This window comes from Alloyangia pacifica (assembly GCF_020524285.1).
Classification (GTDB): domain Bacteria; phylum Pseudomonadota; class Alphaproteobacteria; order Rhodobacterales; family Rhodobacteraceae; genus Salipiger; species Salipiger pacificus_B.
Genome location: NZ_JAIVKX010000004.1, coordinates 100,691 through 114,685, shown reverse-complemented (window position 1 = coordinate 114,685; position 13,995 = coordinate 100,691). Strand labels below are relative to the sequence as shown.

Below are 13,995 nucleotides of genomic sequence, written 5' to 3'. Positions count from 1 at the left end.
CCAGACCGTTTTAACTCAGGGCGCTGGTGCGCGGTGGGGCGCGCTTGAGCCGGCGCTCGAAGGTGATCAGCGCTGCCGTCCAGCAGCACCAGGCCTGCGAGCGCGATAGGCCGACGCGGTTGCAGATGGCGCGCCAGCGGTGCTGCTCGGCGCGCATCCAGACGATGTGGCGATCGTCCGGATCGTCCAGGAGCCGCAGCCAGTCGATGGCGTCCTCCATGCGCTGGATTTCCTGCGCGCTGGGGATCACCCGCATCCGCGCCTCCTCGAAGCCGTAGGCGGTGAAGCGCGAGCGCACGACATCCGGCCAGCTCGAGCCGTAGCCCTTGGGCCCGTCCTTCGCCGGCATACGCTTCAGCGTCAGTGCCGCCTCCTCGAGGCGTTCCTCGATTTCATCGACGGTCAGCGCGGGCTGTTTGCGCGGATTGCTCATCGGTGCTCTCCCTCTCCTAGCTTGGCAATGCGCGGCATCCGCTCAGGGCTGGACCCCGGCGGCGCGGCAGTCCTCCGGGGTCACTAGTCCGGCGACGATGCATTCGCGGGCTGCGACCGACGAGATGGCAGTGCAGAGAAACGGCTTGCCGGTGAGGATCAGTTGCGCCTTCGATTGCAGCGGCGAAAGCGCCTCGCGCGCGTAAGGTTCTTTTCCTGGTTCTATTACAAGGTTTGTGTCCGATTTTCGGACTCGGGATTCGGCTTTTTTCGGACACGGTTTTCGCGTTTTTTCGGACACGGCTCCGAGTCCGGATTTCGGACTCGGCTCGACCGCCTTGGGGGCCTTCGGCGAGGTCTTCTGCCGGGCCTCCGGCGCCTCGTCGGCATCGTCGTCGCAGGGGGCCAAGTCGGTGTCGAAGGCGAGCTCGTAGTAGGTCGAGATCTGCCGGCGCGTCTGCGGATCGACGCGGCGAATGCGGCGGATCAGCCGGTGCTTCTCCAGCTCGCGAAGGTGCAGGTTGACCGTCGATCGCGACATCTCGCAATCATGCGCAAGCAGCGCCTGCGAAGGATCGCATCGCTGCGTGTCGCGGTTGTGCCGGTCGGCGAGTTGCCAGAGAACGAGCTTCGTGGCGGGTTTTAGGCCGCGCTGCTGGATGGCCCAAACGGTGGCAGCATGACTCATGGTCGGAGATCTCCGTCAGCACCCGGGGCACCGCCGCCGGGCAGGGGAAGGCTCACTGAAACGGGCCGCGGCAGGCTTCTGCCTGACCGCCGCCCGGGACCAAAACCAGGCGCGCCGCGGCGCGCCGAGAGCGGGCTTCTCCCGCTCTATTCCCGCTCCCCCATATGTGCCCTGCGCGCCGGGACAGCGCCCAGCGCCCGGCTCAGGGCGGGGAAGGGGGCAGGCCGCCTCAAGGCTGCGCAGCCTCGCGCTGGGCGCGCCAGGCCTCGTAGGCGGCAAGGGTGTGCCAGGTCCACTCGACCAGACCCACGGTGCAGATGTGCAGATACGCAGCCTGGAAGGAGGGGTGGCGGCTGACCTTGCCCGTGCGACCGCAGATCACAACGGCGGGCACGAGCCGAACGCGCTGCTCCTCAAGGATCGCCAGGACTTCGGCCAGCGGCAGCCCGGTCCTTGCCGAGATCGCCTCCGGCGAAACCATCCGGCCGAGCTCGCGTGCCCTCGCCAGGTCGGCGTGGGTCACCCATTCTTCGAAAAGGCCCTCCGTTGAGCCGAATCTAGGGCTCTTGCTTTCCGGACATTCTGACATTGTGCTGCGCTCACTCCTGCTGCGCCCGGCGCGAGGGCGTAGACTTGAGTTGTGCCAAGGCGGGGGGGGTGGCGGGGAGGCATAGACCGGCACGGAGCGGCGCGGTACTTTGCCACCCTTGCCACCCCCTTATTTCATGGGCCGCGCGTTGGGTAAAAAGGGGCGTGCCACGATGAGCGGCGAATCTGACACAAGCTGTGACACTCCTCCCCAGCGGTAATGCTGTCTGGCGTCGGCGCGGCCAAACCCGAGGCGGAGGATCGCTGCCGTGTGAGCGCTGAACTCGGTATGCGTGCGTCAAGGGGCTTTGTTGCGCAAAGGCCGGGTGAGGGATTCATCTCGCGATCCAGCGTGGTAGCTGGTCTGCATGAGCAGACCCATCCCGCCGAGCTAGAAGACCAGAAATTGGCCGGCCTACAACGAAGCGCTGAAGCAGCGCGGCTCCCTTACGATCTGGTTCGACCCGGACATGGCCTGGGTGCCGCCGCTTACGGGCAAGCGAGGCAGGCAGCCAAAGTATAGCGATGCCGCGATCCAGACGTGCCTGACGATGAAGGTGCTTTTCGGCATGGCGCTCCGTCAGACGACCGGGTTCATGGAGAGCCTTCTGCGGCTCGTCGGCCTCGACTGGACGGTGCCGGATTTCAGCACGCTGAGCCGACGACAGAAGACGCTTGCCGTCACCATCCCCTACCGTGGCTCGCAGGGGCCGCTGAACCTGATGATCGACAGCACCGGCATTAAGGCGGGGGGGGGCGAAGGCGAATGGCACGCTCGCAAGCATGGCGGCGCGAAACGCCGTCTGTGGCGCAAGATCCACATCCCTTGCCCGGCAGGGTCATGCGAAGCATGATCCCGAGAGGGGCGTCGATGAACAGACGCTGGAGATCCGGGCCATTAAGTTCACCGGAAGCCACATCGGTGATACGCCCATGTTGCCTGAGCTTCTTGACCAGATCCCCGCTGATGTGGAGATCGGATCAGTAACGGCAGACGGAGCCTATGACACGCGCAGGTGCCACGACGCCGTCGCCGACCGCGGCGCCGATGCTGTCATATCGCCACGCGAGAACGCCAAGCCATGGAAGCCACCGACGGCCGACGCGATTGCCCGAAACGAGGCGCTGCGTGCATCGATATACCTCGGCCGCGCCATCTGGCGAAAATGGAGCGGATACCACCGCCGAAGCCACGCCGAGACGAGACGAAGATGCATTGCATGAAGCTGCTGGGACAGAGCCTCATGGCGCGCGATTTCGATCGCCAGGTCGCCGCAATCCAGATCCGCGCCACCGTGCTCAACCGCGCTCGGCATACCTGTCACCGAGCCTGTAGGGTAAGTGCGTATGGGGAAAGGGGAGGTCCGCGCTTCACGCCCTTTGCGCAACAAAGCCGAGCGATTTTCAGGAGCGGTTCATCGGGCAATCCAAGGACTGTGACGCTCTCGATGAGAGCACCATCCGGCGCAAGGTGACTCCACTTTAGCGCGATCTGCGCGGAACGGCGTGATCAGCGCTGCTTGCCGTCGGAGAAGCGCAGAACCTTCTCCGAGGTCACCCCGGTGACGAAGTCGCCCCACGCATTCATCAGCCGCCGCCGCGGCTCGAGCAAGTCCGAGCGGGCATATGTCCGCTCGACTCTGGTGCCGACCTTGTGCGCGAGCGCCATTTCAGCCACCTCGAATGTCGCCGCCTCATTGTCCTGAACCCAAGACCGGAACGAGCTGCGGAAGCCGTGCGGGCGCCCCTTTTCGCCCATCGTGTTCAGGATCTTCAGCAGAGCATTCTCCGAGATGAAGCCGGTGCGGTTGGAGGGGAACAGGTACTCGCTGCTTGCCTGCGCACGGATGTCATCGAGCAGCGCGAGCGCGGCCCGGGACAGGGGAACACGGAAGTCCTCGACCTTGCCCTCAAGGCCCTTCATCCGATTCGCCGGAACCGTCCAGACATTGCCGTCGATCTCCGAGAAGCGCGCGCCGCGGCCGGGTTCTCCCCGCACCGCGGTCAGGATGAGCCAACGCAGGCATTGGCGGCTCGCAACAACGCCCTCCAGGGCGGTGTAGAGATCGGGGATGCGCTGCCAGGGAGTCGAGGCGATGTGGGAGGTTTCCTGCCGCACCTCGCCGAGCATGTGGCGCGCCGCCTCGACCACAAACGGGTCTGCATAGAGGCCGGTCAGCTTGGCATGCCGGAACACGATGTGGCAGCGGCGGATGGCCTTCTCGGCGGTCGCGGGCTTCTTCCGCCAGATGGGGCGCAAGGCGTCGGCGATGTCCCTCTGGTGCAGGGAGGAGAGCCGGCGCTTGCCGATCTTCGGAAAGAGGTGATGCTTCAGCGGGGAAAGCCAGCGACCCCGCTCACCATCGCCGCGAAGGTGCGCCTTCCGCGCTTCGAAGACGGTCATCGTGTACTGCTCGAAGGTGGGATCGTCCTTGTTCAGCACGGCGACCTGTGAGCTGACTTCTTCTTGCCTGACCGAAATTGGGTCTCGGCCTTCCGCCAGTACCGCTGCCCATTTGTCTCGCGCCTTTCTCGCCTCCGCCAGTGACACATCGTCGATTGAGCCGAGGCCCATTTCGCGCCGCCTTCCTGCGAGCGAGTACCGCCAAATCCACTTCCCGGCAGTGTGGCTTTTCTCGAGGCGAAGGCCTCCACCATCCTCGTGCTTACCAGGCCCGGCACGCTTCACCGCAATCGCCGAGAGTTTGTTCCTCGCCCTGACCATAGGCTCCTCCGTCAAACCAACTGCACACAGCCCCCCAAGAAGCCCCCCAAATGCGCGTGCACTGGGCTGCAACCGCGAGCCTAGGAATACTACACGGAACGGGCGAAAAGAGTAGTATTGTCATGAGGATAGCGTGGCGGCATGCATCCGGGCGAAACTCTGACGTCAGTCAGTGTGGGGGCACCAGTGACTTCCTCAAATATTTGTTTTGCATGGGATTTTGCCATTCCCTAGCTAATTCGTATGCACTTTGCGTCGCACATCCGCGTCGTGTCGCTCAGGCAGGAGCTGGGGCATCGACCAATACGCGTCTGCGCCGTTCCGCGGGAGCGGTGCGGATGCGCGATAGTTTCTGCTTCCACGACTCTTTTCAGATTCAAAGATTGTGAAAGCCGTGACAGTGCGCGGGCCTAGTTTGCCCAGCTCAGGAGATCCGTGTCCCTCAGCGCGCGGTCGATCAGTGGAAGGATGGCATGCTCTGCGCCTGCGCGGGTGAAATGCGTGCGATCGGCAAGCAGCGGCGCGCCGGCATGCAGGAAATGGCAGGTGCCGCCCGTGCAAAAGGTTTCGCCGGGGTCGATCCTGAGGGCGCCTTTGGGCAGGGCGAGATCGAAGAGGCTCTCGATCTCTCCGACCTGGCGTGCGTAGAGCGCGGCATCGATGCTGTAGTCGCTTTGCGTTCCATGGGTCCGCAGCTCCCGCACCGCACGATCCCGAACATTCACCGCCGGGCGGGGAGGGGGTGAGATGAGCAGAAGGCGGGCCGCGACGCTCGTGACGGTCTCTCTGAAATCCAGGGCCAGGGACTCCCGGGTTGCGGGGGCGCCATCCGTGCGCAGGAGAGTCGGCACGCCGTTCTTGACCATGCCTTGGAACGCACCGGCGGTGATGACCAGATCGAACCCTTCCGTGGCGATATAGTCGACCACGCGGGCGATGAAGCCGGGGCAGGCCGCGGCATCGATGCTGTTCACGCGGTGGCGGCGGGTCAGCGTGCAGTGCGAATGGGTGAATTGCTCGACCTCGTAGCCCCGCGCAGTGAAATAGCTGATCATCGCCGGGCTGAGTGAACTCATCACGCTGTCACCGACAAGAGCAACCCGTCCCCGAGAGGGGGCGGAGCGCGGCGCAAACCGGCAGGCTGCATTGGGCAGTTGCCGCAAGGGCTCGAGGCGGGTGAAGAGACAGCGGCGCGGCCATTCGTGTGTTTTCAGGAAGGTTGTCTGCGCGGCGGTGTAGCGCGAGGGATGTCCACCTTCGATATGGCCCCAAAGGCCGAAGCCCACGGCCAGGGCCAGCGTCGCGGCGCTCAGGGAAATCACGCGGCCGCGTGTCCGGCGCAGCGCCTTGGGGAAATAGGAGCGGCCAGACGAGCGGCCACGGGCGCGGAAGGGCTGTTCGACGAAGCGCCAGCTCAGGAAGGCCAGCGGCAGACTGGCGCTGGCAAGCGCAAGAAGCTCCGCCTGCGAGAGGCTGTCGGGCGCGTAGATGCGGCCGAAGGCAAGCAGGGGCTGGTGCCAGAGGTAGGCGGAATAGCTGATCACCCCGATCCCGACGCAAGGCGGCGCGGCAAGGAGGCGCCCGGCCAGCCCGCGCGTGTCCGCGCATGTCAGGATGAGGCAACTGCCTGCGACCGGCAGCAACGCATAGGCCGATGGGAACGGCGTGGCCTTGTCGAAGGTGAAGACCGAGACGAGCAGCGCCGCGAGCCCGGCGAGCGCGAGTGGTGCGCTTGTCCGCCGCCCATAGCGGAAGTGCCAGAGCGCGCACAGGGTTCCGGCCATGAGTTCCCAGGCGCGGAAGGGCAGCAGGTAGAAGGCCGCCGAAGGCGCGGCACCCACCGTCACGAGGCAAAGACCGAAGCTGGCGAGCGCCGCGAGTCCGATCGCCAGCGCGCGGCGGTTCAGCGGCCAGCGCCAAAGCAGGAGCAGAGCGGGCGGAAAAAGCAGGTAGAATTGCTCTTCGACGCCGAGGCTCCAGGTATGCAGCAGCGGTTTCAGGTTGGTCGCGGTGTCGAAATAATCGCTTTCGAGCCAGAACAGGATATTGGACACCGAGAGTGCCGCGGCGGCGATGCTTTGCGAGAAATCCTTCATTTCCAGCGGCAACAGCCAGAGCCAGGCAAAGGGGATCGTGCAGGCGATCACGACCGCGAGCGCCGGGAGTATTCTGCGTGCCCGGCGCTCGTAGAAATCCGCAAAGGAAAATCTCCCTTCGGCAAGCTCGCGCATCAAGATTGCGCTGATCAGGTAGCCGGAAATGACGAAGAAGACATCCACGCCGACGAAGCCGCCGGAAAACACCTCGAGGTCGGCGTGGAAGAGGATCACCGAAGTGACGGCGATGCCCCGCAAACCATCTATTTCGCGTCTGTACTCAGCGGTCATCAAGCCTGTCTCGGGAGGAGGGCCGGCGTATCTTGCTGCCGGCGTGCATGGGCGACCCGGGCGGAGATTGGATGGGCTGCCACGCCCTGCAAAACCTGTGCAGCTTGCGGTTCCTTCCGGCCGTACCCTGTTTGAGAAATATTTGAGACTATTGGTTAGGGCCTGTGGGTGAATAAATAGTAAAAATATGTAGAGGTGTTTTGCGGCACCGCCGGGAAATGGATCCCGCGATCTTTCCGGCCCGCGGTGGCAAACCTCCATCGTCACGCGCGCAATTGCGGGAAGTCTGATTTTCTTGGACAGGCGGTGCCCTTGCGTCTCCCTGAGGTATTACTGCGGGAGCCAAGCTGAAGGGGAGCGCATTCCCACGCGCCAAGGTGTCGACGCCCGAAAAAGGATCTCTCGGCCTTCCGTGGCGTGAGAACCCGCGAGGCCCGGCGCAAGCAAGAGCCCGCGGCAGGCTGGAGCGCTGCCGCGGGTAGAGAGACTGGAACGGGGTGCCCTCAGCCCATGCGCTCGGAGCTGTAGGATCCCGGCGAGGCGGGGAAGACCACGGTCTTGTCGCCGTTGATGAAGACCCGGCGGTGGGCGTGGGCGTGGATGGCGCGGGCCAGCACCTGCGCCTCGACGTCACGGCCGAGCGAGACGTAATCCTCGGGGGACTGTGCGTGGGTGACGCGCACGATGTCCTGCTCGATGATCGGGCCTTCGTCGAGGTCGGCGGTCACGTAGTGCGAGGTTGCGCCGATCAGCTTCACGCCGCGCTGGAAGGCCTGCTTGTAGGGGTTGGCACCCTTGAAGGATGGCAGGAAGGAATGGTGGATGTTGATGATCCGGCCCGACATCTTGCGGCACATCTCGTCCGAGAGGATCTGCATGTAGCGTGCCAGCACGATCAGCTCGGCACCGGAGTCCTCGACCACCTGCATGATCTGCGCCTCGGCCTGCGGCTTGTTCTCCTTGGTGACCTTGATGCAGTGGAAGGGGATGTCGGCGTTCACCACGACCTTCTGGTAGTCCATGTGGTTGGAGATCACCGCGACGATCTCGATCGGCAGCGCGCCGATGCGGCAGCGGTAGAGCAGGTCGTTCAGGCAGTGCCCGAAGCGGCTGACCATGATCACCACCTTCATCTTCGTGGCCTCGTCGTGGAAGGCGAAGTCCATACCGAACTCTTCGGCCACGGCGGCAAAGGCCGATTGCAGCGCCTCCAGCTCCGCGCCGGTCTCGCTCAGGAAGCTCACGCGCATGAAGAAGCTGCCGGTGCCGAGGTCGTCGAACTGGGCGCTGTCGGTGATGTTGCAGCCCTGCTCGGCGAGGAAGCCGGCGACGGCGGCGACGATGCCGCGGGTAGAAGGGCACTGCACGGTGAGGGCGTAGGAGGAACTCATGGGAGGTGCGTTTCTTTTCTCGACTGGATGCGTGGACAGATCGCTGGCGCCTGCGGAGGGCAAGGTCAAGCGTATTGCGGGCCCATCCTGCGGCAAGATCGCGCCCGCCCGCCGTGCTGGCGCGACATGTTTCCCCTAAGATGCGACAGGGGCGCGATCGGAAACCCGCGCCCGATCCCGGGCGGTCCGCCGTCCGGCGACGTGGAAGAGCGCGATTTGCGGACTAAATGCTTGTGAAAGCGAGGATCATTGCTTACCCCAAGGGAAAGAGCCCGGAACACCGTGCCGTCCCCGGCTTTCCGGTCCTCCCAAACCCGGACCCGTCGAGACACGTTTTCATGACCGAGACCTCCTTCAGCGCCCGTCTTTCCGAGCTTCTCCATTTCATCTACCCGACCCTCAACGCCGACATCCTTTCGAGTCAGGTGATCGATGCCTTCTGGCCCGAGACCCCCGATCATCCGGGCAAGGGACGCCGCCGCCAGCCGCGCAAGCCGGGCAACAACCTGTGGTCGCAGAAGGATGCGGTGCTGATCACCTATGGCGACAGCCTGATCGACGGCAGCCACAAGCCGCTCGACCTGATGAACCACTTCCTGCGCTCGCGGATGAAGGGCGTGGTCAACGGCGTGCACATACTGCCGTTCTTCCCCTTCACCTCGGACGACGGCTTCGCGGTCACGGACTATCGCAAGGTGAACCCGCAGCTCGGCGATTGGGTCGACATCACCCGCATCGGCGACGAGTTCCACCTCATGTCGGACCTCGTGCTCAACCACGTCTCCTCGCAGGGGGTGTGGTTCAATGCCTACCGGCAGGGACAGAAGCCCTACGACGAGTTCTTCTTCGAGGCCGATCCGTCGGACGACGTGTCGATGGTGGTGCGCCCGCGCACCACGCCGCTGCTGCAGGAGGTCGAGACGGCGATGGGCACCCGCTACGTCTGGTGCACCTTCAGCCACGACCAGATCGATCTCGACTTCCGCAATCCCGAAGTGCTGCTGGAGATCCTGCGGATCATCCGCCTGCACGTGGACATGGGCGTGCGGATCATCCGGCTCGATGCGGTGGCCTTCCTGTGGAAGGAGATCGGCACCAACTGCATCCACCTGCCGCAGACCCACGCGGTGATCCGCCTGCTGCGCCTGCTGGCGGATTACGCCACCGAGAGCATCATCCTGTTGACCGAGACCAATGTGCCGAAGGCCGAGAACCTGTCGTATTTCGGGCACCGCAACGAGGCGCATATGGTCTACAACTTCCCGCTGCCGCCGCTGGTGCTGCACGCGATGATGGCGGGGACGGCGAAATACCTCAACGACTGGCAGCGGGCGATGCCGCCGGCGCCGCTGGGCTGCGCCTATCTCAATTTCACCGCCAGCCACGACGGCATCGGCATGCGCCCCGCCGAGGGGCTGCTGCCGCCCGAGGAAGTGGGCAAGGTCATCGACACCGCGCGGGAGCTGGGCGGGCTCGCCTCGATGCGTTCGCTGCCCGGTGGCGGCGAGAGCGTCTACGAGCTCAACTGCGCCTTCTTCGCCGCGATGGCGCGCACCTACAAGGGAGAGGACGCGCATCACCTCGCGCGCTTCCTCTGCTCGCAGACCATCGTCATGTCGCTCGAGGGCATCCCGGCCTTCTACATCCACTCGATGCTCGGCACGCCGAACGATCTCGAGGCGGTGCAGCGGCGCGGCATGAACCGGGCGATCAACCGCCACCGCTGGGATTATTCTGAGCTCAACGCGCTGCTCGACGACCCCGAGAGCCTGCACGCGCAGGTGCTCGAAATGCTCTCGGAGCGGCTGAAGCTGCGCTCGGGGCAGGCGGCATTCCACCCCAATGCCACGCAGTTCACGCTCAACCTCGACGAGCGGGTGTTCGGCCTGTGGCGGCAGTCCCTGGACCGGGCGCAGTCGATCTTCGCGCTGCACAACTGCTCGGACGAAGAGGTGGTGATCCCGCACGAGGGGCTGAACCTCATCGCCGACGAGCATTGGGTCGACCTGCTGTCGGGCGAGACCATCGAGGCCGGGCCGGTGACGCTGGCGCCCTACCAGTGCCGGTGGATCTCGAACCAGGGCTAGATGCGCGTGGGCTGTGAGCTGTGAGCTGTGAGGACAAGAGTTCCTTCGCTCTCAGCGCGGCAGGCTCGGAGAGAGGGGCGCTGCCCCCGCCGCGCTGCGCGCGTCTCCCCCGGGATATTTCTGCCTAGAAGAAAGATCGATCCTGCCTCGTTGGTGAACCCGGGGGCGGGCGTGCGCGTTGAGGTTCCGGGCACGTTACGGAGGGCGACATGTTCGACTGGATCTCGGGGTTTGTTGACGCGGTGGGAGCGATCGGCATCGCCGTGCTGATGTTTCTCGAGAACGTCTTTCCGCCCATCCCTTCGGAGCTGATCATGCCGCTGGGCGGGTTCAACGCCGCCGCCGGGCGCGAGCACCTGCTGGCGGTGATCGTGGCGGGGTCCATCGGCTCGCTCGCCGGGGCGCTGTTCTGGTATTGGATCGGACGACAGCTCGGCACGCAGCGGCTGAAACGGCTGGCGGCGCGGCACGGGCGCTGGCTGACCATCCTGCCCGACGACCTCGACCGTTCGAACGACTGGTTCATCCGCCATGGCGGCAGCGCAGTGCTGATCGGGCGGCTGATCCCCACCGTGCGCACCTTCATCTCGGTGCCCGCGGGCGTGGCGCGCATGCCGATGGCGAGTTTTCTCGCCTATACCACCGTGGGAACGGTGAGCTGGACGACCGTGCTGGCGATGGCCGGATACCTGCTGCAGGCGCAATACGGGCTGGTGGCGGGCTGGCTGGACCCGGTGTCGACCGCCGTGGTGGCGGGGATCGTCGGGGTCTATGTCTGGCGAGTGGCCACCTACGGGCGGCGCAAGCGGCGCAAGGGGCTGGAGCCTTAGCCGCAACGCAAACGGGGCGCCCGAAGGCGCCCCGTCACATTTCGACCGAACCTCTGGTCAGAGACCGAGCGAGCCCAGCACGATCACCGTGATGGTGGCCACCACCGGGATCGCCACGGCCACCACGAAGATGTCCGAGTAGCTCTTGCGGTGGGTCATGCCGGTGATCGCCAGCAGGGTGATCACCGCGCCGTTGTGCGGCAGCGCGTCGAAGCCGCCCGACGAGAGCGCCGTCACCCGGTGCATCAGCTCCATGCTGATACCCTGCTCGGCGCCCATGGCGGCGAATTGCTCACCAAGCGCCTGCAGCGCGATCGACATGCCGCCGGAGGCCGAGCCGGTGATGCCCGCGAGCACGTTCACCGCCACCGCCAGCGAGGCCACGGGGTTCTCGGGGAAGAGCCCCAGCACCGCGTCGCGGATCAGCCCGAAGGCGGGCAGCGAGGCGATCACCGCGCCGTAGCCGACCTCGGAGGCGGTGTTGAAGATCGGCAGCAGCGAGCCCATGGTGCCCTTGTTCACCGTCTCCTTGACGTCGGCGAAGCGCTTCCAGTTCAGTGCCAGCGCCAGCACGATCGAGACCACCAGCGAGATGATGATGGCCCAGATGCCCGCCACGCGCGACAGTGAGGTCTCGCCGTATTGCGGATCGGCGAGGTAGTCGGCGCTCATGTTCGGGAAGACCACGTAGGTGAGCAGCGCGTTGAGGCCGATCACCGCGATCACCGGCAGGATCGCCGCGACGAAGCCGGGCATGTCGGCATCCTCGGGCAGCGAGCTGTCGGCCGCGGTGCGCTCGTGCACGCCGTAGCCCTCGCCGCGGCCCTGCGCGGCCTTGGCGCGGCGGCTCAGCCAGAGCGTGCCGCCGCCGAGCATGATCAGCCCCGCCAGCGTGCCGAGCAGCGGCGCGGCGAAGACGTTGGTGCCGAAGAACGGGATCGGGATCGCGTTCTGGATCGCCGGGGTGCCGGGGAAGGCGGTCATGGTGAAGGTGAACGAGCCGAGCGCGATGGCCGCGGGCAGCAGGCGCTTGGGCACGTCGGCGCGGCGGAACAGCGCGTTGGCGATCGGGTAGATGGCAAAGGCCACCACGAAGAGCGACACGCCGCCGAAGGTCAGCACGCCGCAGGCGAGCACGACGGCGAGGATCGCGCGATCACCGCCGACCCATGCGACGATCTTCTCGGCGATGGTGCGCGCGGCGCCGCCATCGGCCATGACCTTGCCGAAGATCGCGCCGAGCAGGAACAGCGGGAAGTAGGTGATCACGTAGCCGCCGAGCGACTTCATGAAGACCTGCGTATAGGTGGCCATGACCGGCAGCCCGCCCGAGAGCAGCACCGCGAGCATCGCCAGAAGCGGTGCCAGGATCAGCACGTTGATGCCGCGGTAGGCCAGGTACATCAGCAGGCCAAGCGACACTATGATCCCAATGAGACCCATTCTTCTCCTCCTTCGATTTGAAGCGCCCCGCGGGGAGGCACCGGAATGGGAGGACCGGCGCGGGCAGGGCTCAAAAATCAGTTACTCGGACGAGAGATAGGTCAGGTCAATGCGACGCCGCGATGAAGGACGCGACGTCGCAAGGGATCTGTGATCACTGTGACGTGAGGTCTCTGGCGATTTCGGCGGGGATCAGCCGAAATCGGCGTCGTCCGCCGCCACCGCGGCGCGGAAATCGGCCAGCAGGGTGGGGTCGGCCGAATGCACCCGGTTCCAGGTCGGGATGAAGGGCGTCTCCTGCGGATTCTCGATGAACAGCTGCCCGGCGCGCACGATGTTCTCGCCGAACATCTCGATGCTGCGCTCCTCGGCGTGGCGGTCGATTGCAAGTCCGTTCATCTTGGCATCCGCCGAATAGGCCTCGAGCAGATCGAGCGCCGAGCGGTAGTAGGTGGCCTTGAGCGTGCGGAAGACATGCGGGGTGAACACCGTGCCGTCGGCGGCGAGCTTGCGGAAGATCGCCTTGCAGATGTCGACCGACATGCGCGAGAGCCCCTGGCTCGCGTCCTCGGGCGAGAGATCCTGGTGCTTGTGGTCGTAGATGTCGGCGATCTCGACCTGGCAGACCTGCCGCGGGCCGAGGTTGCGCCAGGCCTCGGACAGCACGCCGATTTCCAGCCCCCAGTCCGAGGGAATGCGCAGGTCGGGCAGCAGGCCGGTGCGCAGTGCCATCTCGCCCGACAGCGGGTAGCGGAAGGCGCGCAGGTAGTCGATATAGTCGCGGTCGCCGATGGTGCGCTTGAGCGCGATCAGCAGCGGCGAGACCAGAAGGCGGGTGACCCGGCCGTTGAGCTTGCCGCCGCCGACGCGGGGGTAATAGCCCTTGGAGAGCTGGTAGCTGAAGGTCGGGTTGGCCACCGGGTAGACCAGCCGGTCGAGCAGCTCGCGGGTGTAGGTGACGATATCGCAATCGTGGATCGCCATCACTGCGCTGTCGGCGCAGGAAATCAGGTAACCCATGCAGCCCCACACGTTCTTGCCTTTGCCCGGCTCCTGCGGGGCGAGGCCGAGTCCTTCCAGCCGCCCCATGATCTCTTGCACCCGTGGGCCGTCGTTCCAGATCACCGTGTGCTGCTGCGGCAGCACGGAGAAGAACTCGCGCGCCCGGCGGTACTGCGCCGCGTCGGCGCGGTCGAGGCCGATGACGATGCGATGCAGGTAGGTGACCTTGCTCAGTTCCTTGAGGATGTTGGGCAGCGCGTCGCCCTCGAGCTCGGAGTAGAGCGAGGGCAGGATCAGCGAGATCTTGCGGCTCTGGGCATAGGTCTCGAGCTCGTAGATCATCTCCTCGATGGGGCGCGAGCGCAGGTTGTGGAACTGGGCGATATTGCCGTTCTGCTGGAAGTCGGCCATGGCGGTGGTCT

Annotated in this window: 10 protein-coding genes and 1 pseudogene; 3 read left to right on the top strand and 8 right to left on the bottom strand. The window is 65.3% G+C overall.

What is annotated here, in order from left to right:
- Positions 1-10: 10 nt before the first annotated feature.
- The 3 genes from LC039_RS06905 to LC039_RS06895 all read right to left on the bottom strand — a co-directional run bounded on the left by LC039_RS06905 (position 11) and on the right by LC039_RS06895 (position 1,643).
- Positions 11-433, bottom strand: coding sequence for a DUF6362 family protein (locus LC039_RS06905; protein ID WP_226622592.1), 423 nt, complete (start codon positions 431-433; stop codon positions 11-13).
- A gap of 42 nt (positions 434-475) precedes the next feature.
- Entirely contained in the window at positions 476-1,120 is a 645-nt protein-coding gene (locus tag LC039_RS06900) for a helix-turn-helix domain-containing protein (protein WP_226622590.1), read from the bottom strand.
- 229 nt (positions 1,121-1,349) lie between these two features.
- Entirely contained in the window at positions 1,350-1,643 is a 294-nt protein-coding gene (locus LC039_RS06895; RefSeq protein WP_226622589.1) for a hypothetical protein, read from the bottom strand.
- A 493-nt stretch (positions 1,644-2,136) separates the two neighbouring features.
- On the opposite strand from LC039_RS06895, the pseudogene LC039_RS06890 reads away from it, so the two are divergent.
- Positions 2,137-3,049: pseudogene (locus LC039_RS06890) on the top strand (IS5 family transposase).
- Between the two features lie 169 nt (positions 3,050-3,218).
- Here LC039_RS06890 and LC039_RS06885 read toward each other — a convergent pair.
- From LC039_RS06885 to purU, 3 genes are all read right to left on the bottom strand, one after another.
- Complete coding sequence (locus LC039_RS06885; protein WP_226622587.1) at positions 3,219-4,433, bottom strand: tyrosine-type recombinase/integrase; 1,215 nt, start codon at positions 4,431-4,433, stop codon at positions 3,219-3,221.
- Positions 4,434-4,843: 410 nt separating this feature from the next.
- The gene (locus LC039_RS06880) at positions 4,844-6,820 is read right to left on the bottom strand and encodes an acyltransferase family protein (RefSeq protein WP_226623203.1); all 1,977 of its coding nucleotides are present in this window, start codon (positions 6,818-6,820) and stop codon (positions 4,844-4,846) included.
- Between the two features lie 503 nt (positions 6,821-7,323).
- Positions 7,324-8,211, bottom strand: a complete 888-nt coding sequence (gene purU / locus LC039_RS06875; protein ID WP_226622582.1) for a formyltetrahydrofolate deformylase — start codon at positions 8,209-8,211, stop codon at positions 7,324-7,326.
- Positions 8,212-8,549: 338 nt separating this feature from the next.
- Here purU and LC039_RS06870 point away from each other — a divergent pair, with 338 nt between their 5' ends.
- On the top strand, positions 8,550-10,298 hold the full coding sequence (locus tag LC039_RS06870) for an alpha-amylase family glycosyl hydrolase (RefSeq protein ID WP_226622576.1): 1,749 nt from the start codon (positions 8,550-8,552) through the stop codon (positions 10,296-10,298).
- Positions 10,299-10,507: 209 nt separating this feature from the next.
- Positions 10,508-11,128, top strand: a complete 621-nt coding sequence (locus tag LC039_RS06865) for a DedA family protein (RefSeq protein ID WP_226622574.1) — start codon at positions 10,508-10,510, stop codon at positions 11,126-11,128.
- Positions 11,129-11,185: 57 nt separating this feature from the next.
- On the opposite strand, the gene LC039_RS06860 is transcribed toward LC039_RS06865, so the two are convergent.
- Together LC039_RS06860 and LC039_RS06855 are read right to left on the bottom strand one after the other, a co-directional pair.
- Positions 11,186-12,571, bottom strand: a complete 1,386-nt coding sequence (locus tag LC039_RS06860; RefSeq protein ID WP_226622573.1) for a GntP family permease — start codon at positions 12,569-12,571, stop codon at positions 11,186-11,188.
- Positions 12,572-12,763: 192 nt separating this feature from the next.
- The gene (locus LC039_RS06855; protein ID WP_226622571.1) at positions 12,764-13,984 is read right to left on the bottom strand and encodes a glycosyl transferase; all 1,221 of its coding nucleotides are present in this window, start codon (positions 13,982-13,984) and stop codon (positions 12,764-12,766) included.
- Between the last annotated feature and the right edge of the window lie 11 nt (positions 13,985-13,995).